The following is a 24,561-nucleotide window of genomic DNA, read 5'->3' on the forward strand; positions in this document are numbered from 1 at the left end:
GAGCGAAAGGCGTGGTGAACGCACGGTGAGCAAGAATCCGGGTCGGAAAAAGAGTGCTGCGCTGACCAAGGTGCAGGGCGCCGACCGAAATCGGACCATCCTCATTCAGGTCGCGGTCGCCGCGGTGCTGATCGGCCTGGTCGCCGCGATCGGCGTCGGTATCGCGATCAAGAAGGCCCGCCGCGACGATCCCGGCCCGACGCCGGAGATCGCCGCGAGCAAGAGCACCACCGAACTCGCCGCCTCCATCACCGATACCGGGGCCATCCGGTTGAGCAAGCCGGGCGCGAAGGTCACCGTGCGCATGATCGCCGACCTGCAGTGCCCCGCGTGCAAGACCTTCGAGGGCGCCAACTCGCAGGTGCTCGAGGACACGGTGAAGTCCGGCACCTCCGCGATCGAATACAACATCATCTCGTTCCTGGACCAGGCCTCGGGCGGCACCGAGTACTCCTCGCGCGCGGCGAACGCAGCCTACGTCCTGGCCGGAACCGATCCGACGAAATTCCAGGATTGGCTCGCGCGCATGTACGCCCAGCAGCCGCCCGAGGGCGCGACGGGTCTGCCCGACAGCACGATCATTCAGATCGCCAAGGACGCGGGCTACAACGACGCCGATATCACCAAGGACATCACCGACCGCAAATACGACAAATTCGTGAAGGCCCGCACCAAGGACGTCTTCGCGACCGGGGTCAAGTCCACCCCGACCGTGTACATCAATGGCAAGCAGCTCAGCGGTCAGGCCATGGCGGGCGGGCTCGGTCCGGCCATCCAGGCCGCTGCGGGCGCGCAATAGGCAGGGTCGGGAGACGAGTGTGAACACGGCAGCGGCGCGCGCAGGCTGGATAGTGCTGATCGGGGGGCTCGCGGGCTGGCTCGCGGCCGTCGCGCTGACCATCGAGCGCTTCAAACTGCTGGTCGATCCGAGCTACACACCCTCGTGCAGTATCAATCCGATCCTGTCCTGCGGTTCGGTGATGGTGACCGAGCAGGCGGCCGTGTTCGGATTCCCCAATCCGATCATCGGCGTCGTCGGATTCTCGGTGGTGGTCACGCTGGGTGTCCTGGTGGTGGCCGGTGTCGGTCTGCCGCGCTGGATCTGGGGCGGGCTGTGGCTCGGCACCGTCTTCGGTATCGGCTTCATCTGCTGGCTGATCTTCGAGAGCCTGTACCGGATCAACGCGCTGTGCCCGTACTGCATGGTGGTGTGGACGATCATCGCCCCGCTGTTCGCGGTGGCCACCGAACAGACCTTCGGCGGGACGCGCGGACCGCTGCGGGTGCTGGCCGAATGGCGCTGGACGCTGGTGGCGCTGTTCTACGCGGTGGTGGTGGTGCTGATCTTCCTGCGTTTCCAGGACTACTGGCTCTCGCTGGTCTGACTCGGGTTTCGGATCAGCTCGGTGTGCCGAGCGCGAGGACCACGGCGACGGTGCGCGGCAGGCCCGACCCGGCCGCGGCGACTCCCAAGCGCACCGTCTCGCCGGGTTTGCGCACATTGATCGCGGCGCGCAGCGCACTCGCCGTGGTGATGGCGTGGCCGTCGAGTTCCGTGATCACCTCGCCCTCGGTCAGACCCGCCACCTGCGCGGGCAGACCGGACACCGCCACATCGATGCGCGCACCCCACGGCGCGTCGGAGACCAGCACACCGAGGGTGGCCGTCGGACCGATGTGCACCGTATCGGTCGGCGCGCCGGAGCGGATCTGCTCGACGACGCGCATGGCCACATCGATCGGCACCGCGTAACCGCTCGGCGTGCGCCCGGTCGCCCGTCCCGCGTCACCCGAGGCGGCGGCCACCACCCCCACCACCGCTCCGCCCCGATCGGCCAGTGCGCCGCCGGACTGGCCCGAACTCACCGCGGCCGCAACCTCGAGCATGCCGCGCAGGGGTTTTCGGCTCATATCCGCGGCATTGACCGCGACAATGGTGCTGTTCAGATCGGTGACCGTGCCGCCGACGGCGGTCGGGGTGCCGCCCGCGCCGCCCGCATTGCCGATGGCCAGCACCTCGTCGCGCACCCGCAGATCGGCGGAGGCGCCGATGCGGGCGGTCGTCAGGTCGGCCGCGCCCGCCAGTTCGAGCAGCGCGATATCGGCGGCGGCGTCGTAGCCGAGCACGGTGGCGGCGTAGCTGCGGCCGTTCCCGACATCGGTGACCTTGACGGTATCCGCGCCCTTGACCACGTGATGGCTGGTGAGCACCTGCCCTTCGGCGGTGAGCACGATCCCGGACCCGGCCGCGCCGAGGCCGAAGGGCCGGGTGGAGGCATTGATATGCACCAGCGCCGGATCCACCACGGCCTGCACATAGCCGGGATCCAGCGGGGCCGAGGCCAGCGTGATCGGGGCCGCGCGGTCATCGGCGGTGAATTCGGGCACCCCGCCGCGCAAGCCGAGAAATGCGGCCAGTGCCAGCAGCGCGGCGACAAGAAGGGCCAGGACCCGACCGCCGCCGGAGGTTCGCCTGCCGTCGTCCATGGCGCTCCCATCGTCGACGACGCTGCCGAATTCCCGCAGCGCATCCATTGTCGCCGCAGACGCGCCACCGCGATCGGGAATCGGCCATCGCGGGCCGGACCCACATCCGAGGCACCGCTACGACCTGGGCGAATCCGCCCCCGGTCGACAATGGCATCCATGCGGCGGTAGGCATAGAAGCATGACCACCGCTGCTGCCTATGCCATCACCGCGCCCGACGGCTCCTTCGAGAAGGTCTCCATCGAGCGGCGCGACCTGGGTCCGCACGACGTGCTGATCGACATCAAATACGCGGGCATCTGTCACTCCGATATCCACACCGCCCGCAACGAATGGCACGGCACCAGCTACCCGTGTGTGCCCGGTCACGAGATCGCGGGGCTGGTCGCGGGCGTCGGCTCCGCGGTCCAGAAGTTCAAGATCGGCGACCGGGTCGGCGTCGGCTGCCTGGTGAACTCCTGCGGCAAATGCGGCCCGTGCCTGGCCGACGAGGAGCAGTACTGTCTCAACGGCCCGATCTGGACCTACAACAACCCGGTCGAGGAATCGGTGCAGGTGGGCGGGATCACCTTCGGCGGCTACTCGACCGAGATCGTGGTGACCGAGCAGTTCGTGCTCTCGATACCGGAGGGTATCGGCCTGGATGTGGCCGCGCCGCTGCTGTGCGCGGGCGCCACGCTCTACTCGCCGCTGCGGCACTGGGAGGCCGGGCCGGGCAAGCAGGTCGCGATCATCGGCATGGGCGGCCTCGGCCACGTCGGGGTGAAGATCGCCGCCGCCATGGGCGCGGAGGTGACCGTGCTGAGCCAGTCGCTGCGCAAGCGCGAGGACGGCCTGCGCCTCGGGGCCTCCCACTACCACGCCACCAGCGACCGCCAGACCTTCCGCGAACTGCGCGGCCGCTTCGACCTCATTGTCAATACCGTCTCGGCCGACCTGCCGATCGACGACTACCTGAAGCTGCTCTCGCTCAACGGCACCATGGTGCTGCTCGGTCTGCCCGACGCCGCACTGACGGTGCGGGCCAACACCCTCGCCACTCGCCGCCGCGCGCTGGCGGGCTCGATGATCGCGGGTATCGCCCAGACCCAGGAGATGCTGAATTTCTGTGCGGCGCACGGGATCGGCGCGGAGATCGAGGTGATCTCCGCCGACGAGATCGACGGCGCGTACGACCGGGTGATGGCCAGCGATGTGCAGTACCGCTTCGTCATCGACGTGGCGACGATGTGATCGGTCGTCTTCCGCTGCCCGCATCGGGCAGCGGAAGACGGTGCGGGACGGGCATTGTCGCCGATGGGCGTAGCCGCCCGAAAGCCCGCGCACGGTCGGAGCGGAGGCGAAGGTACGCCTAGTCGGCCAGTACTGTCGCGCACACCCGGTCCAACCGGGCGACGAGGGCGGCACCGAGATCGGCCATCCAAGGGTGGCCGTATTCGGCCGAGTCGTACTCCATTTGGATGGTCAGCCGCTCGCCCACGGTGAATACCGACAGTTTGGGCGGCATCCCCGGTGCGACGGCGTAGATGTCGTCGCGCACGAACCGCAACTCGTCCGGCAGCGAATGCGCTTGCACCAGACCCATATTCGACAGGGCGAAGGTGGGCGGCGCGCCCAGGATCGCGGCGGTGAACGCGTCGAGCGGCTCCTGCGAGGCACGCAGGAACAGCGCCGGGAACCGAGTATCCTTGGCGACCCGCATCCCCTCGGCCACCTCACGGCCGAGCGCGATCGGGTCATCGTCGCGATCCACCGCGACCAGCGTCCCCGTGCCCGACGCGCAGTTGACGACCGTCTCGGCCGCCACCCTCGGCCACAGTTCGTAGCGCAGATCGACCGCGTGCCCGCACATCAGCGGCAGCTTCCCGGCGCCGGGCGTCAGCCGATCGCGCACGGCCGCCAGTGCCACGCCGGTGAGTAGGCTGTTGACCGAGATCCCGTGCTGCCGAGCGGTATTCATGAGTTCGGTGGTGCGTTCGGGGCTCAGCTCGATGCGGCGCAGTCCGAGTCTGCCGCAGGGGTCGTTGCTCACACCGCCCGTGGGGAGGCGCCGAGGCGCGTCCGAAGGCGCCATGGCCGCGGCCCCGGCGCGCACGCCCGCGAGGAACAGTTCGATCTCCGCCCGCGTGGTGACCTCGGCGAGCCGAATATCGACCGCGCCCGGCAGTTGATCGGAAAAGGTTCGCGGCAGCGGGATTCCCGCGACGTAGGCGGTGTAGCGCCGCCACATCTGCTCCAGCAGCGCGAAGGCCGAGCGGCCGTCGGCGATGCCGTGGTGGATGCTCAGCACCACCTGGTCCACACCGTCGCGGCGCAGCACCTGCGCCTGGAACAGGCCCGCGTCCCAGTCCGGCCGGGAGTTCGTCAGCCGCCGGTATTCCTCGGGTCCGCCGTCGCGCACCGCGAACGGTACGCGGTAGTCGTCATCGATGCGGAAATGCGGTGCACCGTTCACCTCGACGACCCGGCTGCGCAGCAGTGGATGTCCGGCGGCCAGATCGGCGAGCACCTGCCGCAGGATGTCGGGGTCCAGGGCGCCGCGCACGGTGGTGCCGATATAGAGCGGCAGGCCGAGGACGGGCACGCTGCCCAGGTGGGGCGCGGCCGCGAGGAAGTAGGCGGACTCGAACGGGGAGAGCGGACGCTGGGTGGCCATGGTGTCACTTCCGGGTAGATGTTCGGACACGCCCACCATATAGATGTTTCAAACGCTTGTCACAAACAATGTATGAAACGTAAGTCACAAACGTACGTTTGCCGTACTGCTACTCTGGCGAAGTGGGAACCCGAGAAGATCTACTCGTCGCGGCCAAGCAGTGTCTGGCCGAACGCGGCTACGCGCGCACCACGGTCCGCGATATCGTCGCCGCCTCCGGCACCAACCTGGCGGCCATCAACTACCACTTCGGCACCCGCGACAAGCTGCTCAATCAGGCCATGCTCGAGTCGACCGCGACCGCGGTGCACCAGATCTTCGTCTCGCTGCCCGAGACGGCGGGCGGCGATCCCGCCGCCCGCCTGGATGCCTTCTGGCACAAGCTCATCGCCTCCTTCGAGGCCGATCGCGCGCTGTGGACCGCCAATGCCGAGAGCACCGCGCAGGCACTGCACAATCCGGAGATCCGCGCGGAATCCGCTGCAGCACAACGCGATGCGCGCGTCGGACTATCGAACGCACTGGGACAGGCCGACCTCCGCATCGGCAGCATCCTGAACCTGCTCATCACCGGCGTACTCATCCAGTGGCTCATCGACGCAGACAACGCGCCGACACCGCAGGATCTGTCCGCCGGATTGCGCGCGCTGGTCGACATGATCGGCCCGGCGCGCACCGAGGCCGAAACGCCGCCCCAAGACAGTTGAAAACAGAACCGGCCGAGCGGATTTCCCGCCCGGCCGGATCGACTACTCCGCTGCCACCCTGCGCCGCAGCCGCCTGGCCGCCGCCACCAGATTGCGCAGCGAAGGCTCCAACTGCCAACCGTGCCTGGTCTTCAGACCGCCATCCGGATTGGCCCACAACCGATCCGGGGTCACCGCCTCGGCGGCGGCGGTGAGCAGCGCATCGAGTTCGTCGATATCGGGGATGCGCGCCGAACGACTCTCGTACACACCGGGTCCGACGCCGTGACTCAAACCGTGACCGGAGGCGCTGTCGGATTTGAGCGCGCGCAGCACCCACTCGATGGACCTGGTCGCCACGATCGCGGTGACATCGGCATCGAGTTCCTCGATCGCCTCGACCACCTCCGCGCGACCGGAATAGCCGATATGCGTGTGGATTTGGGTGTCCGAGCGCACCCCGGAGGTCGCCAGCCGGAACGCGCCGACCGCCCACCGCAGGTATTCGGCGCGCCCCGGCGCGCGCAACGGCAGCATCTCCCGGATAGCGGGCTCATCGACCTGGATGATGGCGATACCCGCGCGCTCGAGATCGGCCACCTCGTCGCGGATCGCCAGCGCCACCTGATCGGCGGTCTCGTGCAGCGGCTGATCCTGCCGAACGAACGAACGCGCGATCATGGTGACCGGCCCGGTGACCATACCCTTCACCGGGCGGTCGGTCAGCGACTGCGCGTAAGCCGTCCACCGCACCGACATCGGCTCGGGCCGCGCCACATCGCCGTAGAGGACCGGCGGGCGCACACACCGCGACCCGTACACCTGCACCCACCCGAAGTGCGTGGTGGCGAAGCCGTCCAGCAGTTCGGCGAAGTACTGGATCATGTCATTGCGCTCGTGCTCGCCGTGCACCAGCACATCGAGACCGATATCCTCCTGCAACCGGATGGTGGCCTCGATCTCGGCCTCGATGCGCTTGCCGTACTCGTCGAAGGACAGCTTGCCCTGCCCCAGGTCGTGGCGGGCCTGCCGGGCGCGATCGGTCTGCGGGAACGAGCCGAGGGTGGTCGCGGGCACCGGCGGCAGATTCAACCTGGCCTGCTGCGCGGCGCGGCGCACCTCGTAGGGCTCGCGCGCCCGCATCTCCCTGGTAATGGCGTACACACGCTGGCGCACCGCGTGCTTCTGCTTGAAATGCACCTCGGTCGGGCGCTTGCGCCACCGATCCGACGGACCCTCGGTCAACGCCTTAGCAAGCGAGACCACCTCGCCCACCTTCTGTTTGGCGAAGGCGAGCCGATCGGCGACACGACCGTCGATCTCGTACTCGACCAGCAGGTCGTAGGGCACATGCAGCAGGGTCGTCCCGGTGGAGACCACCAGATCCGGACACACCTGCGCGAGCGCGTTCAGGTACTGCAGCGTCACGTACCGGTCCGCGCGCCACACATTGCGTCCGCTGATCACGCCCGCGTACAAGCGCTTGCGCCGAATACCCGGCACCGCGGCCAATGTCTCCGGCTCGATCCGATGATCGGCCAGGTCCAGGCCGATCGCCTCCACGCCCGTCGCCGCCAGAATCCGCAGCGCCGGACCGAAATCGCCGTACTGTCCGGTCACCAGCATGCGCGGCCGCAGCGGGGCCGTCGAAAGCTGTTGATACGCACGCTCGAACGCGGCCAACTCGGCGGGAGTGCGATCACTGGTGAACGCGGGCTCATCCAACTGCACGCAGGTGGAACCGCGCTTGGCCAGGATCTCGAACAGTTCCTCGTACACCGGCAGCAGCTTGTCCAGCAGGCTCAGCGTGTCGAATTCCGTCTCACCGGGGACCTGCCCGGCCTTGGCGAGCAGCAGCAGCGACACCGGACCGAGCACCACCGGCCGCAATTCGATATCGCGCGCCTTCGCCCGATCCCACTCGTCGAGCAGCGCCCCTGGATGCAGCGAGAACTCGGTGTCCGCGTCGAGCTCGGGCTGACGGTAGTGGTAATTGGTATCGAAGAAACGCACCAACTCCAGCGGCGGCAGATCCGGCCGACCACGCGCCATCAGGAAGTAGAAGTCCAGCGGATCCATACCCTCCCGAAACGGCTCGAACCGCTTGGGCACCGCACCGAACAGCAGCGCATTGTCCAGCACATGATCGTAGAAGGAGAACGTATTACCGGGGACCTGAGTCAAGCCGGTAGCAGCCAATTCATTGAACTGCCGCTCTTGAATCTCCCGCCCCACCGCCAGCAATTCGTCGCGCGAAATACCCCCGTGCCAGTAGGACTCCAAGGCCCGCTTGAGTTCCCGATGCGGTCCAATCCGCGGATAGCCTAGAACGCTCGACCCGAACCCATCGCTGACATTCACCATGAGCGGGAACACTCCTTCCGAGCTGCCGGTCCTCGACCTCTTCGCAGCCTAAGCCCGGTAACGCCACACACCGCCACGATCCGACGACGTGAACCTCTTTTGATGTGCGAGCACCCGACCTCTGCTCGGCGAATCTACGCAACGCAACAACTGATTTCGCAAGGGCCGGGTAACTCACCGGGTACGCCCGAAATCGGCACCGCACCCCAACCGCCGGCACGCGTACAAACGCGAGACGGCACTCAGCCGCGCGCTAAATACGCGGAGAGGCGGAAGCGGTGGCGGGCGAGTACTGATAGAAGCCGGCGCCGGTTTTTTTGCCCAGCAGGCCTGCCTCGACCATGCGCATCAGCAGCGGGGGCGCCGAGTACAGCGGCTCCTTGAACTCCGAGTACATGGAATCCGCGATCGACTTCACGGTATCCAGGCCGACCAGGTCGGTCAGTGCCAGCGGACCCATCGGGTGGGCGCAGCCGAGCACCATTGCCTTGTCGACGTCTTCCTTTGTGGCGAAACCGGATTCGACCATTCGGATGGCGGAGAGCAGGTACGGCACCAGCAGCGCGTTGACCACGAAACCGGAGCGGTCCGCCGAGCGCACCACCTGCTTGCCCAGCACCTCGGCGGCGAATGCCTCGGCCCGCTGGGAGACCGACTCGCTGGTCTTCAGCGTCGTCACCAACTCGACGAGGGGCAGCACCGGAACCGGGTTGAAGAAGTGCATGCCGATGACCCGCTCCGGATTCGCGGTGGCCACCGCGATCTTCATCAGCGGGATGGAGGAGGTGTTCGAGGCGAGCACCGCGTTCGGGTCGGTGACCACCTTGTCCAGTTCGGCGAAGATGGCGGTCTTGACGTCCTCGTTCTCGAGCACGGCCTCCACCACCAACTGGCGGTCGGCGAAATCGCCCAGATCGGAGGTGAAGCGCAGCCGCCAGGCGGCCTGCTCGCGTTCGCGCTCGGTGATCTTGCCGCTGCTCACACCGCGATCCAGCGAACGCAGGATGCGGGCGCGGCCCGCGGCGGCCAGCTCGCGGGTCTGCTCGTAGACCAGCACGTCCACATGCGCCCTGGCACACACCTCGGCGATACCCGCGCCCATCTGTCCGGCGCCTATCACGCCGACGCGTTGAATCTTGTCGCTGCTCACGTCCCGCTCCTGCTGGTTGAAAGTGGCTTCGGTGGCTGAAAGGGAAGGTCGCCTCCGGAGTGTGAGCGCCTTCGATGGACCAAGGTATAGGGATGCCCTCCCCACTGGGGCTGTTCAGCGGGAAGGGCGGGTGAGCCGTTGCCGGGAGCGCCGCTCCGCTCCCGGCAACCGCTCGGGATTCGAATGCTCGAGCATTCGATGGTTCGTGCCGACTCAACGGAATCGAGAGTCGTGCTGAGGGCGTGCGGCCCAGAACTCAGTGGAACTGGCCCTCTTCGGTCGAACCCCGCAGCGCCGCGGTGGAGGTGTTGGGGTCGACGGTGGTGGCGATCAGGTCGAAGTAGCCCGCGCCGACCTCACGCTGATGCTTGGTGGCGGTGTAACCGCGCTCCTCGGCCGCGAACTCGCGCTCCTGCAGGTCGACGTAGGCGGTCATACCCTCGCGGGCGTAGCCGTAGGCCAGGTCGAACATGCCGTAGTTGAGCGAGTGGAAGCCCGCCAGGGTGATGAACTGGAACTTGAAGCCCATCGCGCCCAGCTCCTTCTGGAACTTCGCGATGGTCGCGTCGTCCAGGTGCGCCTTCCAGTTGAAGGACGGGGAGCAGTTGTAGGCCAGCAGCTGGTCCGGGAACTCGCTGCGGACAGCCTCGGAGAACTTCTTGGCCAGCTCCAGGTCCGGGGTGCCGGTCTCCATCCAGATGAGGTCGGCGTAGGGGGCGTAGGCCTTGGCACGCGCGATGCAGGGCTCGATGCCGTTCTTCACGCCGTAGAAGCCTTCGGCGGTGCGGGTGCCGTCCAGGAACGGACGGTCGCGCTCGTCGACATCGGAGGTGATCAGGGTGGCGGCCTCGGCGTCGGTGCGCGCGATGATGACCGACGGCACATCGGCGACGTCGGAGGCCAGACGCGCGGAGGTCAGGGTGCGGATGTGCTGCTGGGTCGGGATCAGCACCTTGCCGCCCAGGTGGCCGCACTTCTTCTCGGAGGCGAGCTGGTCCTCCCAGTGCACACCCGCGGCGCCCGCGGCGATCATGGCCTTCTGCAGTTCGTAGGCGTTCAGGGCGCCACCGAAGCCGGCTTCGGCGTCGGCGACGATCGGGGCCAGCCAGTTCGCGACGGAGGTGTCGCCCTCGACCTTGGCGATCTCGTCGGCGCGCAGCAGCGCGTTGTTGATGCGGCGGACCACGGCCGGAACCGAGTTGGCCGGGTACAGCGACTGGTCGGGGTAGGTGTGACCGGAGAGGTTGGCGTCACCGGCGACCTGCCATCCGGACAGGTAGATGGCCTTGAGGCCCGCGCGGATCTGCTGCACGGCCATATTGCCGGTCAGCGCGCCGAGGGAGTTGATGTAGTCCTCGTTGTTGACGAGATCCCAGAGGATCTCCGAGCCGCGGCGAGCCAGGGTGCTCTCCTCGACGACGGTGCCCTGGAGCTTCGACACCTGCTCCGCGGTGTAGTTGCGGGTAACGCCCTTCCAACGCGGGTTGCTATCCCAATCCTGCTGGATTTCCGCGGCGGTCTTCGGGGTGCCGGTGGTCGACATCTCTGACTCCACTTCTCTGGTCGGTCGGTGCCCCACGGTCGAGTTCGACTCGAACTGCTGGAGCGGCAATTTGCAGGCTTGCTAGGCCCATGGGGTGTACTTCCACACGATGGCACACAGCGAAATAGCCGTCTACCTGTTGCAAATGTGAATCTTGGCTAGGTTTCCACCCCGCTTTGCCAAGTTTGCAAAATTAGCGGGCACATTGCACGCCCGAAATCTACCGACTGGTAGCTCTGACATGCGGTTTCAGCGTAACGCCCGTACTGTTAGATCTCGTCGCCCTCCCCGACCTCCACTCCCCCCACACTTCTTCTTGTGATCACATTCACAAGCGAAGGCACCCGCCTACCCATGTGTCCCCCGACACCCAGGCGTCGTCGATCCGCCGCGATGGACTTTCCTCCCCATAAGGGATTGACGTTCATCGCGACCACATAGATACTGGACCCGTCCGTAGCACAGCGTCTGCGGAAAGTAAGCCCTGGGAGCTCTCCGGACGGTGAGTCGCCTGGGGCTTTGCGCATTTCAGCGCACTTCGCGCACGGTCACCATGTCTTTCACCTCGCGTCGGAACTGCCCACCCTTGCCATAGGCCCAAGCGATCACATCGGGCAGCCACAGCAGCGGTTCATCACCGCCACCGGTATGTCGATAGGGGAATCCACTCCCCGATGCGGAATCGAGCGCATTTCGGAGCACCTCGCGGTCGCGCCTGTCCTGACCACACGATTCGATCCACAACTGGCGGACTCCGAGGTCGTCGAGGCGGACCGCCATGGCCGCCAGCGCCGCATCGCGCGCGGATCGCTCGGGCTGGCCGACCAGCTCGACCATCTGCAACTCGGCGCGCAGTCCAAGCGACAACACGCCGCGAACAATGGTCGCGGCTCGCCGACTGTCCTGTGACATGTGAATCCGCGACGATCTCGGTGCGCGCAACTCCTTCAGCGCCTTCCGCGCATCGGCCAGTTCGCCGGAGCCAACTAGGACGGCGCAGATCATGTAGTCGCTACGGCGTGACTCATCCATGAACGCATGCATCCGCTTCCCCCTTCGCGACTCCCCGTGACGCTGCCGCAACCGACGGCGATGCGGCGCTAACAGGTTATGTCAGCGCGTCTGAGCAAATGCCGGCGCAGGCCCGACAGCACATCGGGTGGTTTCTAACACTTTTCGGTCACCCGGTGGCAACCGGAACCGGTTACCGTCTAGCCATGGCAGGCCGCGCGGGGGCGTTCGGGTTCGGGTGTGTTGGGGTGGTGCTCGCGGCGGGGGCCGGGACTCGGTATGGGATGCCGAAGGTGCTGGCGGAGGGGGGTGCTTGGTTGCGGGGGGCGGTGGCGGCGCTGCGCGGGGGTGGGTGTCGGGCTGTGATCGTGACGTTGGGGGCGACCGGGCCGGATGTGGCGGCGGTGGGGTTGCCCGAAGGGGCGCGGGGAGTGTGGGTCGCGGAGTGGGCTACGGGAATGGGGGCCTCGGTGCGGGCCGGGTTGCGGGCGGCGGCGCGCAGCGGGGCCGAATATGTGGCGATCATGCCGGTGGATACGCCCGATGTGGGGGCCGAGGTGGTGGCGCGGGTGATCGCGGCGGCGATCGATTCGCCAACGGGTATGGCGCGGGCGGTGTTTCGGAACACTCCGGGACATCCGGTGGTATTGGAAAAACGGCATTGGGAACCGGTTTATTCGGCCGCGCAAGGAAATTCCGGTGGGCGGACCTATTTGCGCGGCAACAACGCTATGGTGTGCGTCACGTGCGACGATCTGGCGACGGGCAGCGACCGTGACTACCCGACCACGACCGCACGCTGAGCGGAGCGAGAACTGATGCGCGACATCGTCGACGACCTACTCCGGCTGTGGCATTCGGGCCGGATGGGTGGCCTGGCCACCATTGTGCGCACCGTGGGGACCGATTCGTTTCCGGTGGGTTCGGCGCTGCTGGTCGGCCCCGACGGCGCCGCGCACGGCACGATCGGCGGCGGCCCACTCGAGGAAACGGTGTACGAGGCGGCATTTCAGGCCGCACGCATCGGCAGGCGCGGCTTGCAGCGCTACAACGTGGCCATCGGTCGCGAGGTCGGCTCGCTCGGCGAGGGCACGGTGGATATCTTCATCGAACCGTTCTCCCGCCGCGATTTTCCCGAATTCCCCACCGTCGCCGCCGAAATCGCGGCGCATCGGCAGATCACCGTATTCACCGTCGTCTGGAACTCGGACCCGGATGTGATCGGTCAGCATCTGATCACCGACAAGCGGCACGCCACCGATCTCATCGCGCTACCGGAATCGGATGTGTTCGTCTGCTCCTTCGCGCCGCCGCCGCGGCTGATCATCTTCGGCGCGAACGCTTTCGCCGCCGCGCTCACCACCCAGGCCAGGATGATCGGCTACCGGGTCACCATCTGCGACGCGCGCCCCGACTTCGCCTCGGCCAGTGCCTTTCCCGGCGCGGAGGTGGTCTCCGATTGGCCGCATCGGTATTTGAACTCGCTCACCGCCGCGGGCGAGATCGATGCGGGCACCGCGATGGTGGTGCTGTCGCACGATCCGAAGTTCGAGATCCCGCTACTCACCATCGCTTTGCGACTACCTGAGCTGGGTTATCTTGCCGCACAGGGTGATCCGATCACCCATGCGCGACGGATGGAGGATCTGCTCGCCGGCGGGTTCGACGAGACCACCTTGGCGCGCCTGCACTCCCCCGCGGGCCTCGATATCGGGGCGCGCACCCCGGCCGAGGTCGCGGTATCGATCACGGCCGAACTGCTGGCCACCCGCAGCGGCCGGTCCGGACGCGCCCGTTCCGATCCGGCGGTGCCCAAAGCCCCTGCCCGCATGGGGCTTTGATACTTCGCGCTATTTCAGCTCGGAATGTTCGGCGAAGACCTCGCGCAGGATCGACAGGTCGAACAGCCGCTCGGATCGGATATCGATCTTGGCGCTGCGCAGGGCCGCGAGATTGTGCTCGATCAACTGATCGGTCATGGTGAACAGCCCGTTGGTCTTGGTTTCGGCGGTGGCGACCAGCGTGTTCTGGGAGATGGCCTGCTTGTTCTGCACGGCGAGGTCCAGTTTCTGATCCTTGCCGTAGACCTCGACGGCGAGCCGCGCGGACTGCGCCGGATCCGCCACCGCGTCGCGCCAACCTTTGATCTCGGCGATCAGGAACGCTTTGAGCCGGTCGCGCTCGTTGTCGATGGTGGACTGTTTGACGGTGATGGTCTCCGCGACCAGGGGCAGATCGTAGTCGGCGAAGAGGAAGTTGGTGTTGTCGAATCCCTTGTCGGACAGGGTGATCGGCTCATTGGTCAGGTAGCTGACCCAGCCGTCGACCTCGCCGGTGGTCAGCGGTGTCGGATCGAATTGCGCGGGCACGATAGTGACGTCGCCGGGTTTCATCCCGTTGGCCGACAGCAGGGCATTGAAGATCAACTGGTTGGTGTCCTGCACGCCGATCCGGCGGCCCTTCATCTCCTGCGGATTGCGGATCGGTTTGGCGGCGGAGGAGACGAGGCAGAACGGACTCTTCTGATAGGTGGTGCCGATGATCTTCGCGGGCAGACCCTCCAGGACGGCGGGCGCGGTGGTCTGCGGCGCGGACATGCCGATCCACACCTTGCCGGTATCCAGGCCCGCCTCCACCGAGGTGCTAGCGGCGCCGCCCGCCACCAGATTCACTGAACCGAATCCGGCCGCCTTGTAATAGCCTCTGGAATCGGCGAAGTACTCGCCCGCGAATTCGATATTCTTCAGCCACGAAAGCTGCACCGCGACCGCCCCGAATTTCGATCCGTCCGCCGATGAGCCGCCTCCGGAATCGTCACCGGAGCCGCCGCACGCGGTCAATAGGCCGCCCAGTGCGGCTCCGGTCAGCGCGCAGTAGCGGAGAAAGGCTCGACGATCCGGTTTGGTGCTGTGCACGGGTGTCATGGGCCGAATGTAGGTGGGTTTCGTGTCGAATTCTCCGCTTTCGCGCTCCGGACGGGAGTTTCCGGCGGGTCGGGAATTTCAGCTTCCGGCCTGCGGGGCGAATCGCGCCAGGACCAGATTCTCCAGTACGCCGACAAGTGCGTACAGCGCCACCGATACCAGTGTGATCAGCACGATCGATGCCCACAGTCTGCTGTACTGGAAGGTGGGGATGGCCCGGATCAGACTCGCGCCCAAACCTGTTCCGCTGCCCAGCCATTCGCCCAGGAGCGCACCGATGAGCGCGCCCGGCACCGAGATCCGGGCTGCTGCGAATATCGAGGGCAGCGCCGCGGGCGCCGCCACCATCCGGAGCCCGGTCCAGCGTGAACCACCATAAGCCGCAACGAGATCCAGCGCCTGCGTGGGGGCGTCGCGCAATCCGGACATGATCAGCACCAATGCCGGGAAGAACACCACGATAGCGGCGAGCACCGTCACACCGAGCACGCCGCGTCCGAAGACCAGCACGATGACCGGCGAGAGCGCGACCAGCGGCACCGAGCGCAACAGCATGGCCACCGGCAGGAAGGTCTGCTCCACCGCCGCGAACGAGACGAACAGCGCCGCGACGATCAGCGCCATCAGCATCCCCGCCGCGAATCCGATCGCGGCATCGCCGAGCGTGATGCGCAGATCGTCGAGTATCGCGGCACGCACGGTGGGTGCGCCCGGCGCGGTCACCAGGTAGCGCCAGATATCGGCGGGCGTCTTGCCGACTCGCGGGCCTACCTGGGGGAATGCCTTCAGGAAGACGACCCAGATGAGCACCATCAGCAGCAGCGAGGTGATGAGCGGGAACAAGAAGCGCAGGATCCGTCGCAGCACGGTCACTGTTTGGCCCCTCCGTGCGAGCGGCGCACCAGCAGGGTCAGGCTCGGTCGAATGCAGCGGCCGGGGCGCGAAGTCCAGGTGAATGGACCGCTGTCGGCCGTAATCCCCTGCAGTACAACAGAACCCATTCTCGAACGACAGCGTTTCATCGCGCCTCCCTCGTCCACGGCGCGACCGAACGGGCCAGCAGCGCCACCACCGCGTACCCGACGCCTGCCAGCGCGGCCGCCGCCAATGCCATCCCCCAGGTGCGCGGGACATTGTAGGCCGTCTGCGCCGCCGTGAGCGCGACGCCGATACCGCTGTCCACCCCACCCAGGTATTCGCCGATGATCGCGCCGAGCACCGCCGACGGCGCCGCGATCTTCAAGGCCGCGAACATCTTCGGCAATGCCGCGACGGCCTGCACCCGCACCAGCCGCTGCCACCGTCCGCCACCGTAGGCGCGGACCAGATCCAGACTGGCCGCGTCGGCCGAGCGCAAGCCCGCGACGGTGCCGACCATGGTGGTGAAGAAGCAGTAGATCGCGGCGAGGAAGACGGTCGGCGTGCGACCGCCGAAGACCACCAGAATGATCGGCCCGAGCGCCAAAAGCGGTGTGCAGTAACTGAGTATGGCCAACTGGGTGGCGACGACCTCGATCGGCGGCGCCAGCACCACCAATACGGCCAATCCGATCGCGAGCGCGTTGCCCCAGACGAAGCCCCGCAGCGCGCCGAGCGCCGTGATCCGGAAGTTCGGGCCGTAGAGGCCCCACCCGTCGGTGTACATGGTGTGCAGCACCTGCCATGGGCTGGGTATCGCGCCGCCTGCCGCGCCGAGTGCCGCCGCGAGCCACCACAGCGCGATCAATCCGAGGACGCCCGCGACGCCGCCCAGCCGCCTCACGCCTGCTTCCGATCCGCTGCGGCGCTCACGGTTTCGGCCATCGCGGCGGTCCCGAACAGCAACTCCGACAGGTAGTCGCACACCCGATGGAATTCGGGCGCGCGCATGATCTCGGGCAGTCGCGGCCGCGGCAGCTCGATCCGCACCAGTTCCAGCACCCGGCCGGGGCGCGGACTCATTACCGCCACCACATCGGAGAGGAAGACCGCCTCGGCGATGCCGTGGGTGACCATCAGCGTGGTGGCGGGCTGCTCGGTCCAGATGCGCAGCAGTTCCAGGTTGAGGCGTTGACGGGTCATATCGTCGAGCGCGCCGAACGGTTCGTCGAGCAGCAGCACCCTCGGCTCGACCACGAGTGCCCGCGCGATCGAAACCCGTTGGCGCATACCGCCGGACAGTTGCGCGGGCTTGGCCTTCTCGAAACCCTCCAGGCCGACGAGGCGGATCAGGCCTGCCACGCGCGCCGGATCGACCGGCAATCCGGCGACTTGCAGGGGCAGTTTGATATTCGATTCGACGGTGCGCCACGGCAGCAGCGCCGCGTCCTGGAAGGCGATACCGAGTTCGTGGCAGCCCCGCGCCTCGGCCGGGGTCTCGCCATTGATCAGCGCCCGCCCCGCAGTGGGGCGCTCCAGGCCCGCGAGGATGCGCAGCACGGTGGATTTGCCGCAGCCCGACGGGCCGAGCAGCGCGAGGAACGCGCCCTGCTCGGTGCGCAGATCCACCGAATCCAGCGCCCGCACCGTTCGTCTGCCGACCTTGAAGGTTTTGGACAGTCCACTGATGTGTATGCCCTTGCCTGCTTGCGCCCCCGCCGCCCCCGGATCCGTGCCCATCAAGCCAGATTAGAAGGACCGGTTGGGCTGATATCGGGAATGGTGGGCGCGGATAGCGCAATCGTTACGCCGCAACCTAATTCCGCAGGATTTGCGGAGCGATTTCTGCGGCGTTCGCGGGTCCCTCCGTGGCTACGCTGCGCTACCGCCTCCGGTCCCGTCGCTCACACCGCTGAGTGAAATTTGCGGCGCTCGCGGGTCCCTCCGTGGCTACGCTGCGCTACCGCCTCCGGTCCCGTCGCTCACACCGCTGAGTCAAATTTGCGGCGCTCGCGGGTCCCTCCGTGGCTACGCTGCGCTACCGCCTCCGGTCCCGTCGCTCACACCGCGGGTATACGAACAATCTCGGTTCCGAGATTCCGCCGCCCGGATGAAAACGGATACCTTCTTCGTTGCACAGCAGATGAACCCCATCGTCGCGCTGTTGGACGCCAAACTGCACATCGCGGGATCGGAGATCCTCTGGCGCGAGGTTGTCGGCAATGGTTTCGGGGTGGCCTCGGCCATCGGCGGGACGCGGCGACGGGTGTGGGCTTGGCCGGTGGGTATCGCGGGCAACGCGCTGCTGTTCACCGTCTTCGTCGGCGGGATCTTCCAAACACCGCAGCATCTGAATATGGCGGGCCAGGCCGGGCGGCAGTTGATGTTCATCGCGGTCAGCGCATACGGGTGGTGGCAGTGGCATCGGTACGCGCGCCGCGAGACCGGGCTGGAGCATCGCGGTGTCGAACCGCGCTGGGCCAGCACCCGCGAACGCCTGGTCCTCGTCGGCGCCATGGTGGCGGGCACGGTGCTGTTCGCCCAACTCTTCGCCGCGCTCGACTCCTACGGTCCGTGGGCCGAAGCCTGGATCTTCACCGGATCCCTCCTCGCCACCTACGGTATGGCACGCGGCTGGGCGGAATTCTGGCTCATCTGGATCGCCGTGGACCTCGTCGGCGTCCCCCTGCTTCTGAAAGCGGGCTACTACCCTTCCGCCGCACTGTATCTCGTGTACGCGGGCTTCGTCCTCTGGGGCTTCACCGTCTGGTCCCGCGGTCTGCGCAGTTCAACCCCCGTAAATCCCTTGCAGGACAGCCCGATTGGCGCTAGCCGTGCCGAGCGTCGTTGACCCATCCGGGGGTTTGCCGGATCGTCACCCGAGGGGTATCTTCTCCGTTGTCAAGCTTCATCGAATCACAGTTCTGTTTCGATAGGGGGAGAGTCATGACACATCCCATCTCCGATGTCCGAGTGGACATGCTGGAACGTCGGATGGACACCGTTGAATCCAATCTGTCGCTGACCAGCGGTGTAGGACTGGACGCGCTCAGCAAAGCGTCCGCTGCCAAACACGCGCACGAGCACAGCATCGAACTGATCACAGCATTGCAGAAGGATCTAGAACTCCAAGGCGGAACCCGCCACACCGTAGTGCCGCCCGCAGACAATGAGACGCTGGGCAAACACACCGACATCCTGAATGAGCACACCGGAAGGCTGGACGACCACACGAGGATGTTCGAATCGTTGACCAGCACAGTCGATGATTTGGCAGCCCGCCTCGAGAAGGCTGAATCGGCGCTCACCTTGGAAGCGCTGCTGCGCAAGCACTTCAACAATCCTGCCAAGAATTGAGGCGGCTCCGAATGACCCAACTCGCGACCCGCGTGGATCTGCTGGAGGATCGAGCCGACGGGCTCGAAGCGGAACATGTGCATCTGAGAAATCTGTGCATGATCGCGACCAGCAACGCGACACTTGCCCTGCAAGCCCATGAGCAGAACACCAAAATGCTCCAGGCATTGCACAACAATCAGGTCGAATACGGCTCCACTCTGCGCGTGCACACCAGGCAACTGGAGGATCAGAAGTCGATCCTCGACAAGCACACGCGGCAACTTGATAAGAACACAGAAACGCTCGACGCATTGGTCAACGAGGTCGGCGGCGTTAAGGAAACCGTAAGCGGCCTGGAGAAGACGGTCGGCGGCCTGGAAACGACCGTCGGCGGCATTAACGAGACCGTAAGCGGCCTGGAAAAGACCGTCGGAGGCCTGGAAACAACCGTCGGCGGCATTAACGAGACCGTAAGCGGCCTGGAAAAGACCGTCGGAGGCCTGGAAACAACCGTCGGCAGCATTAAGGAAACTGTAAGCGGTCTGGAGAAGACCGTCGGCGGCCTGGAAACAACCGTCGGAGGCCTGGAAAAGTCCGTCAACGGTCTGGAAACAACCGTCGACGGGTTGAAAGAGCGCTTCGACACGTTGGAATCGACCATCGGCACCCGCTTCGATATGGTCGAATCGACGGTGCTCACACTGGAAACACTGCTGCGCAAGCACTTCAACGACCCAGCCAACTAGACCGATGGGGCCGCGGACGTCCGCGCCCCATCGCTCGGGATATCAGACGACGTCGACGCGCAGGCCGGTGGCGCGCAGGGCGGTGAGGGCGGTGGGGTCGGCGGCGGCATCGGTGATGAGGAGGTCTATATCCTCGAGGGCGCAGATGCGGGCCAGGGCGGTTTTCTCGAGTTTGTCGGCGGTGGCGACGACTATGACGTGGTGGGAGCGGCGGACCATTTCGGTGTTGACGCCCGCCTCGTCGAGGTGGCGGCATTGGGCGCCGCCCGCGGCGGAGATGGCGTTGACGCCGAGAATCAGTTCGTCCAAATGTAATTCGGCGAGGGCGCGTTCGGCGAGGGGGCCGTGTAGCTCGTAGGATTCGCGGCGGGCGACGCCGCCGAGGCAGATGGTGCGCAGGTGCGGGCGCAGCACCATCTCGCCCGCGATATTGAGGGCGTTGGTGACGATGGTGAGCTGGTCGTCGGCGGATTTACCGAGATCGGGGCGGCCCGCGAGGGCGCGGGCCACCGCCGTGGTGGTGGTGCCGCCGTTGAATCCGACGACGGCGCTCGGATCGACAAGTGCGGCAGTGTATTCGGCGATGCGCTGTTTGGCTTCGCCGCCGCTCTGGCGGTAGCGGGTGGGCAGTTCGTAGGCGACGGAGGTGGCCACCACGCCGCCGTGGGTTCTGGTGGCCAACTGCTGTTCGGCGAGGGCGGTGAAGTCGCGGCGCACCGTGGCCGGGGAGACGCCGAGCCGCTCGGCGGCCTCCTCCACCGAGAGTCGACCGGAGTCGGCGAGCAGTTCCAGTAGCCGGTTCCAGCGCTGCGGTCGATCTATGGGTGCGGTCATCGCGCGCCGCCGTCACCTGGTATTTCGCTTGCCACGCGAACAAGTATGCCCACCGGGCGACGCGCACGGGCGCGCAATGCCCGGCGCGCGTCGTCGCGGCGGAGCTGCGCCTCAGCCGACCGCCAGTCCGGAATCGACGAAATACCTGATCTCTCGGCATATTTCGTCCAGTGACGGTTCGGCGTCGGGCCTGGTGGACTGCACCAATTCCTGGGCCAGCGAACTCACCGCACCGATGAGCGCCAGTATGAACAGGTCGAAGCGGCGCGGCGGGATCTCGCCTCGGCGCGCGGCCCGTTCCACCTCGCCGACCAGCAGCGCGGCCAGTACCCGCCGCTGTTCGCTGCGCCAGTTCTCCACCGCTTGGCTGACCCCCACCACCTCGACGTGGCAGACCCGCGCGGATCGGCGGTCGGCGCAGGTGACCTCCAGGTAGGCGCGGAATCCGCGCACGACCCGGCGGGCGATCGGCTCGTCGGCGGCGGCCGCGAGTTCGGCGGCGACCCGCTCGTTGGCCACCGCGCTGGTCCGGTTCACCAGCGCGATGAGCAGGGCTTCGCGGCTGCCGACGTCCTCGTAGAAGCTGCGGGTCGAGACATTCGCGGTGGCACAGAGCCTTTCGATCGATGTCGCACCGTATCCCCTGGTGCCGAACAGTTCCAGGGCGGCGTCGAGCAGACGCGTGCGCCGCCGCGCGACCCGCTGTGCTCTGGACAGTCCGCCATAGCTGCGATCTCGGATCGCGACACTACCCTCACCCAACATCCTCGACTGCCTTCCCGGATAGGCGAGGCCGGCGGGCGGCACACGGTTCCGGCAAACCGAGAGCGAGACTCTCCATGGTGTGCCGCGCGCCAGCCGGCTCCTATCCCGTTGTGTCCTAACCTATTTCACACTCCCCGCAGTCAATCCGGCGACGAGCCGCTTCTCGATGAACGCGAAGAGGATCACCACCGGGACGATGCCCACCGTCGAGATCGCGAACACGTACTGCCACGCGGTGTCGTACTGTCCGACGAATTTGGTGAGCGCCACCGACAGCGGTTGATTTTCCGGCGTGGTCAATACGACCAGGCTGGCGGCGAATTCGTTCCAGCAGGAGACCACCACGAAGATGGTCGCGGTGACTATGCCGGGCCAGACCAGCGGTAGGGACACCCTGGTCAGGATTTGGAAGCGGTTCAACCCGTCGAGTTGGGCCGCCTCCTCTATCTCCACCGGTATTCCGGCGAAGAAGCTGTGCATGATCCATACCGCGAACGACAGGTTGAACGCGGCGTTGACCAGGATCATGGCCAACCAGGTGTCGTTGATGCCGAGTGCGAAGAACTCCCGAATCAAGCCGGTGACCAGCACCGTCGGCTGCAGCATCTGGGTGATCAGCACCAGTCCGAGGAAGACCGTCTTGCCCGGAAACCGGTGGCGCGCGGTGTGATGCGCCGCCGGGATGGCCACCAGCAGGACCAGCACGGTCGCGCAGACCGAGATGATGATGGTGCTGGCCAGGTTGAACGGCAGTGGCGTCTCCGGGGTGTGCCACATGGTGGCGTAGTTGTCCGGATGCCAGGTCTCGGGCAGGTAGGTCGGTGGGATGCGCAGGATCTCGGCGCGGCTCTTGAGCGAGCCGAGCACCATCACCAGGTAGGGCGCGAGGAACAGCAGCGCGATCACCGCACCGACGGCGGTGAGTTCCCAGCGCCTGCGTCGGGCGCCTTCGGTAGCGCTGCCGGTCGGCAGCCGGTGCAGGGTCATCCGTCCACCTGCCGGGTCGGTTTGATGACCTTGACGTAGATCGCGATGATCACGATGATCAGCGCGAAATTGAAGACGCTCATCGCGGCGGCCGTATCTATGTGCTGATTCTGTCGAATCAGCTTGAAGGTCAGGGTCGTTGTGGTGTCGGCGGAGAATCCCGCGATGCTGCCGGTGATCACCTGGAGGATGGGCAGCGAGTTGAACGCGTTGATGATATTGATGATGGTGGCCACCGCGATGGCCGAACGCAGTTGCGGCAGTACGAGATAGCGGTAGCGCTGCCACGCGCCCGCGCCGTCGATCCGCCCGGCCTCGTCGATCTCGGCCGGAATGGCTTGCAGCCCGGCCAGAATCGTGTAGGTGGTGAAGGGGATGGAGACGAAGACGGCCACCAGGATGGCCACCAGGAATGCCGGTGTGGGCTGTTTGGTGAACCCGTAACCGCGGTCGAGCAATCCGAGGTCGACCAGCAGCCGGTTGGCGATGCCGACATCCGGGTCGAGCAGGTAGTAGAAGATGCTGGTGGTCATGACCACCGAGGCCGCCCACGGCACCAGGATCGCCATGCGCACGGCGGTGCGGCCGGGGAAGTCCTTGTTGAGGAATTGGGCCAGGGCCGCGGAGATCAGCAGGGTGATCCCGACGACCGCGACCACCCAGATCACCGTGTGTACCAGCACCGCGCCCAGTTCGGAGATGCCGAACAGCGCACGATAGTTCTCCAGTCCGCCCGCGCCGCGGTCTTCACCGTAGGCGCTGAGCTTGCGGGTGCTGGTCCACACCATATAGAGGGCGGGGAAGGCGACGATGGCCGCGATCAGGACCAGCGATGGTCCGATCCAGGGCAGCGCCGCCAGCGTTCCCTTGCTGCGTCGCACGTTATTTCGCGGCGTCCGCGATCCGCGCCAGGACCTGCGCCGGATCGGTGCCCTGGCCGATGGTGCCGATCTGCTGCCGGATCGCACCCTGCGCCTTGGCCCAGTTGGCGTTGTTGCTGGGGTAGAACTTGGCGGCGGGCAGGGTGGGGCCGAAGGCCTTGGTCACCGGATCGTCGGCGAGTTTGGCGGCGGCGGAGTTGGTGATGGGGATGAAGCCTTCGCGCTGCACGAATTTGGCGTAGACGTCGGCGGTGTAGAAGAAGCTCAGGAACTTCTTGATGCTGTCGGCCTTCTTGCCGTCCTTCTTGAAGGCCATCAGGTGGTCGGCCACGCCGAGGGTGACCGGCTCGCCCGCCTTGGTCGGAGTCGGCGCGGTGGCGTACTGCAGGCCGGGATTCTTGTCCTTGATCTGGCCGATGGTGGGCGGCAGGCCCTCGATCATGCCGATCTTGCCCTGGATGAAGGCGTTGATCACATCCTTGCGGTCGGTGGCGCCCGGATTGGGTTGGGTGGCACCGGAATCGATCATCGCCCGCATGGCCTGGACCCCCTCGAGATTCTGCGGGGAGTTGATGGTGAGCTTGTCGCCGTCGGCCCAGTTGCCGCCCGCGCCGAAGGTCCAGATGGAGGTTTCGCCCTGGGCCTCCTCACTGCCGAGGGGCAGGCCGTAGCCGGAGACGCCGCCGCCGAGGGCCTGGATCTTCTTGGCCGCCTCGGTGAGCTCGGACCAGGTCTTGGGCGGCGCCGCGATGCCCGCCTTGGTGAACAGGTCCTTGTTGTAGAACAGGGTGCGGGTGGAGGCGAACAGCGGCAGCGCGTATTCGGTGCCGTTGAGCGAGGCATTCTTCTTGAAGCCCGGCTGAATATCGGCGAGCACCTGATCGGAGACGATCTCGGAGGCCGGGAAGAGTTGGCCGTCGCCCGCGAAGCTGGCGTAGGCGTCGATATTCAGGATGTCCGGTGTGGTGGACTTGGACTGGAGTTTGGTGCGCACCACGTCGTTGATCGAATTCCAGGACTCCATCTGAAGATTGACGGTGATGCCCGGATTCGCCTTCTTGAAGTCGGCGATGATGCCGTCCCACAGCGTCTTGGTTCCGGTGGCGCCGTCGCTGTAGACGGGGGCGAGGAAGTTGATCGTGGTATCCGAGTCGCCGGAGTCCTTGGACCCGAACCCGCACGACGAGGTCGCGAGCACCACGCTGGCCGCCAGTGCTACCCCGGCCACTATGCCGTGGAGTGGTCTGTTCACGAGCAGAACCTTTCAAAATTGGCACACCCCACACCACCGAACCGCCGATGATGTAGCGAACGATCGTATTGACCGCC

The 24,561-nt window shown here is 66.3% G+C and carries 24 protein-coding genes; 9 read left to right on the forward strand and 15 right to left on the reverse strand.

Annotated features, from left to right (window positions below; genetic code table 11):
* Nucleotides 1–25: 25 nt before the first annotated feature.
* Both D5S18_RS09920 and D5S18_RS09925 read left to right on the forward strand, forming a co-directional pair.
* Nucleotides 26–799: a DsbA family protein gene (locus D5S18_RS09920; protein WP_120039517.1), complete on the forward strand. Its 774-nt coding sequence runs from the start codon at nucleotides 26–28 to the stop codon at nucleotides 797–799.
* A gap of 19 nt (nucleotides 800–818) precedes the next feature.
* A complete protein-coding gene (locus D5S18_RS09925) occupies nucleotides 819–1,385 on the forward strand; it encodes a vitamin K epoxide reductase family protein (protein WP_239003641.1) in 567 nt (188 codons plus the stop codon).
* 13 nt (nucleotides 1,386–1,398) lie between these two features.
* On the opposite strand, the gene D5S18_RS09930 is transcribed toward D5S18_RS09925, so the two are convergent.
* Nucleotides 1,399–2,535 (reverse strand): S1C family serine protease, encoded by a 1,137-nt coding sequence (locus D5S18_RS09930; RefSeq protein WP_239003642.1) that lies wholly within the window; start codon nucleotides 2,533–2,535, stop codon nucleotides 1,399–1,401.
* A 133-nt stretch (nucleotides 2,536–2,668) separates the two neighbouring features.
* Between D5S18_RS09930 and D5S18_RS09935 the strand changes: the two genes are divergently transcribed.
* Nucleotides 2,669–3,721, forward strand: coding sequence for an NAD(P)-dependent alcohol dehydrogenase (locus D5S18_RS09935; RefSeq protein WP_120039519.1), 1,053 nt, complete (start codon nucleotides 2,669–2,671; stop codon nucleotides 3,719–3,721).
* A 118-nt stretch (nucleotides 3,722–3,839) separates the two neighbouring features.
* Here D5S18_RS09935 and D5S18_RS09940 read toward each other — a convergent pair whose 3' ends face one another.
* Nucleotides 3,840–5,174 carry a phthiocerol/phthiodiolone dimycocerosyl transferase family protein gene (locus tag D5S18_RS09940; protein WP_158607846.1) on the reverse strand — a complete coding sequence of 445 codons (1,335 nt, stop codon included), beginning with the start codon at nucleotides 5,172–5,174 and terminating at the stop codon, nucleotides 3,840–3,842.
* Nucleotides 5,175–5,266: 92 nt separating this feature from the next.
* Between D5S18_RS09940 and D5S18_RS09945 the strand changes: the two genes are divergently transcribed.
* Nucleotides 5,267–5,851 (forward strand): TetR/AcrR family transcriptional regulator, encoded by a 585-nt coding sequence (locus tag D5S18_RS09945; RefSeq protein WP_120039521.1) that lies wholly within the window; start codon nucleotides 5,267–5,269, stop codon nucleotides 5,849–5,851.
* Nucleotides 5,852–5,893: 42 nt separating this feature from the next.
* Here the strand turns inward: D5S18_RS09945 and metE are convergent, their stop codons facing one another.
* The 4 genes from metE to D5S18_RS35620 form a co-directional block, all read right to left on the reverse strand.
* Nucleotides 5,894–8,194 (reverse strand): 5-methyltetrahydropteroyltriglutamate--homocysteine S-methyltransferase, encoded by a 2,301-nt coding sequence (gene metE / locus D5S18_RS09950; protein WP_120040499.1) that lies wholly within the window; start codon nucleotides 8,192–8,194, stop codon nucleotides 5,894–5,896.
* 253 nt (nucleotides 8,195–8,447) lie between these two features.
* The gene (locus tag D5S18_RS09955; RefSeq protein WP_120039522.1) at nucleotides 8,448–9,344 is read right to left on the reverse strand and encodes a 3-hydroxybutyryl-CoA dehydrogenase; all 897 of its coding nucleotides are present in this window, start codon (nucleotides 9,342–9,344) and stop codon (nucleotides 8,448–8,450) included.
* A 256-nt stretch (nucleotides 9,345–9,600) separates the two neighbouring features.
* Nucleotides 9,601–10,887 (reverse strand): isocitrate lyase, encoded by a 1,287-nt coding sequence (gene aceA / locus D5S18_RS09960; RefSeq protein ID WP_120039523.1) that lies wholly within the window; start codon nucleotides 10,885–10,887, stop codon nucleotides 9,601–9,603.
* Between the two features lie 528 nt (nucleotides 10,888–11,415).
* Nucleotides 11,416–11,724 (reverse strand): hypothetical protein, encoded by a 309-nt coding sequence (locus D5S18_RS35620; RefSeq protein WP_239003643.1) that lies wholly within the window; start codon nucleotides 11,722–11,724, stop codon nucleotides 11,416–11,418.
* A 380-nt stretch (nucleotides 11,725–12,104) separates the two neighbouring features.
* Between D5S18_RS35620 and D5S18_RS09970 the strand changes: the two genes are divergently transcribed.
* Nucleotides 12,105–12,701 carry a nucleotidyltransferase family protein gene (locus D5S18_RS09970; protein ID WP_120039525.1) on the forward strand — a complete coding sequence of 199 codons (597 nt, stop codon included), beginning with the start codon at nucleotides 12,105–12,107 and terminating at the stop codon, nucleotides 12,699–12,701.
* A 15-nt stretch (nucleotides 12,702–12,716) separates the two neighbouring features.
* A complete protein-coding gene (locus D5S18_RS09975; RefSeq protein ID WP_120039526.1) occupies nucleotides 12,717–13,739 on the forward strand; it encodes an XdhC family protein in 1,023 nt (340 codons plus the stop codon).
* A 9-nt stretch (nucleotides 13,740–13,748) separates the two neighbouring features.
* Here the strand turns inward: D5S18_RS09975 and D5S18_RS09980 are convergent, their stop codons facing one another.
* The 4 genes from D5S18_RS09980 to D5S18_RS09995 form a co-directional block, all read right to left on the reverse strand.
* Complete coding sequence (locus tag D5S18_RS09980; protein ID WP_120039527.1) at nucleotides 13,749–14,822, reverse strand: ABC transporter substrate-binding protein; 1,074 nt, start codon at nucleotides 14,820–14,822, stop codon at nucleotides 13,749–13,751.
* Between the two features lie 78 nt (nucleotides 14,823–14,900).
* Nucleotides 14,901–15,695 (reverse strand): ABC transporter permease, encoded by a 795-nt coding sequence (locus D5S18_RS09985; protein WP_120039528.1) that lies wholly within the window; start codon nucleotides 15,693–15,695, stop codon nucleotides 14,901–14,903.
* Nucleotides 15,696–15,840: 145 nt separating this feature from the next.
* Complete coding sequence (locus tag D5S18_RS09990) at nucleotides 15,841–16,584, reverse strand: ABC transporter permease (RefSeq protein ID WP_120039529.1); 744 nt, start codon at nucleotides 16,582–16,584, stop codon at nucleotides 15,841–15,843.
* Complete coding sequence (locus D5S18_RS09995; RefSeq protein WP_120039530.1) at nucleotides 16,581–17,420, reverse strand: ABC transporter ATP-binding protein; 840 nt, start codon at nucleotides 17,418–17,420, stop codon at nucleotides 16,581–16,583. Before D5S18_RS09995 ends, D5S18_RS09990 begins: the two co-directional genes overlap by 4 nt.
* A 403-nt stretch (nucleotides 17,421–17,823) precedes the next feature.
* Here D5S18_RS09995 and pnuC point away from each other — a divergent pair, with 403 nt between their 5' ends.
* From pnuC to D5S18_RS34815, 3 genes are all read left to right on the forward strand, one after another.
* Nucleotides 17,824–18,531, forward strand: a complete 708-nt coding sequence (gene pnuC, locus D5S18_RS10000) for a nicotinamide riboside transporter PnuC (RefSeq protein ID WP_120040501.1) — start codon at nucleotides 17,824–17,826, stop codon at nucleotides 18,529–18,531.
* A 122-nt stretch (nucleotides 18,532–18,653) separates the two neighbouring features.
* Complete coding sequence (locus D5S18_RS10005; protein ID WP_147403915.1) at nucleotides 18,654–19,037, forward strand: hypothetical protein; 384 nt, start codon at nucleotides 18,654–18,656, stop codon at nucleotides 19,035–19,037.
* Between the two features lie 11 nt (nucleotides 19,038–19,048).
* Nucleotides 19,049–19,765 (forward strand): hypothetical protein, encoded by a 717-nt coding sequence (locus D5S18_RS34815; protein WP_158607847.1) that lies wholly within the window; start codon nucleotides 19,049–19,051, stop codon nucleotides 19,763–19,765.
* 42 nt (nucleotides 19,766–19,807) lie between these two features.
* Here the strand turns inward: D5S18_RS34815 and D5S18_RS10015 are convergent, their stop codons facing one another.
* The 5 genes from D5S18_RS10015 to D5S18_RS10035 all read right to left on the reverse strand — a co-directional run bounded on the left by D5S18_RS10015 (nucleotide 19,808) and on the right by D5S18_RS10035 (nucleotide 24,484).
* Complete coding sequence (locus tag D5S18_RS10015; RefSeq protein WP_203236673.1) at nucleotides 19,808–20,599, reverse strand: DeoR/GlpR family DNA-binding transcription regulator; 792 nt, start codon at nucleotides 20,597–20,599, stop codon at nucleotides 19,808–19,810.
* Between the two features lie 111 nt (nucleotides 20,600–20,710).
* Nucleotides 20,711–21,364: a TetR/AcrR family transcriptional regulator gene (locus tag D5S18_RS10020; protein ID WP_120039533.1), complete on the reverse strand. Its 654-nt coding sequence runs from the start codon at nucleotides 21,362–21,364 to the stop codon at nucleotides 20,711–20,713.
* A gap of 120 nt (nucleotides 21,365–21,484) precedes the next feature.
* On the reverse strand, nucleotides 21,485–22,351 hold the full coding sequence (locus tag D5S18_RS10025; RefSeq protein WP_120039534.1) for a carbohydrate ABC transporter permease: 867 nt from the start codon (nucleotides 22,349–22,351) through the stop codon (nucleotides 21,485–21,487).
* The gene (locus tag D5S18_RS10030; RefSeq protein WP_239003644.1) at nucleotides 22,348–23,232 is read right to left on the reverse strand and encodes a carbohydrate ABC transporter permease; all 885 of its coding nucleotides are present in this window, start codon (nucleotides 23,230–23,232) and stop codon (nucleotides 22,348–22,350) included. The genes D5S18_RS10025 and D5S18_RS10030 overlap by 4 nt, the downstream gene beginning before the upstream one ends.
* A gap of 1 nt (nucleotide 23,233) precedes the next feature.
* The gene (locus D5S18_RS10035) at nucleotides 23,234–24,484 is read right to left on the reverse strand and encodes an extracellular solute-binding protein (protein ID WP_239003645.1); all 1,251 of its coding nucleotides are present in this window, start codon (nucleotides 24,482–24,484) and stop codon (nucleotides 23,234–23,236) included.
* Between the last annotated feature and the right edge of the window lie 77 nt (nucleotides 24,485–24,561).

The organism is Nocardia panacis (genome assembly GCF_003598715.1).
Lineage (GTDB): Bacteria > Actinomycetota > Actinomycetes > Mycobacteriales > Mycobacteriaceae > Nocardia > Nocardia panacis.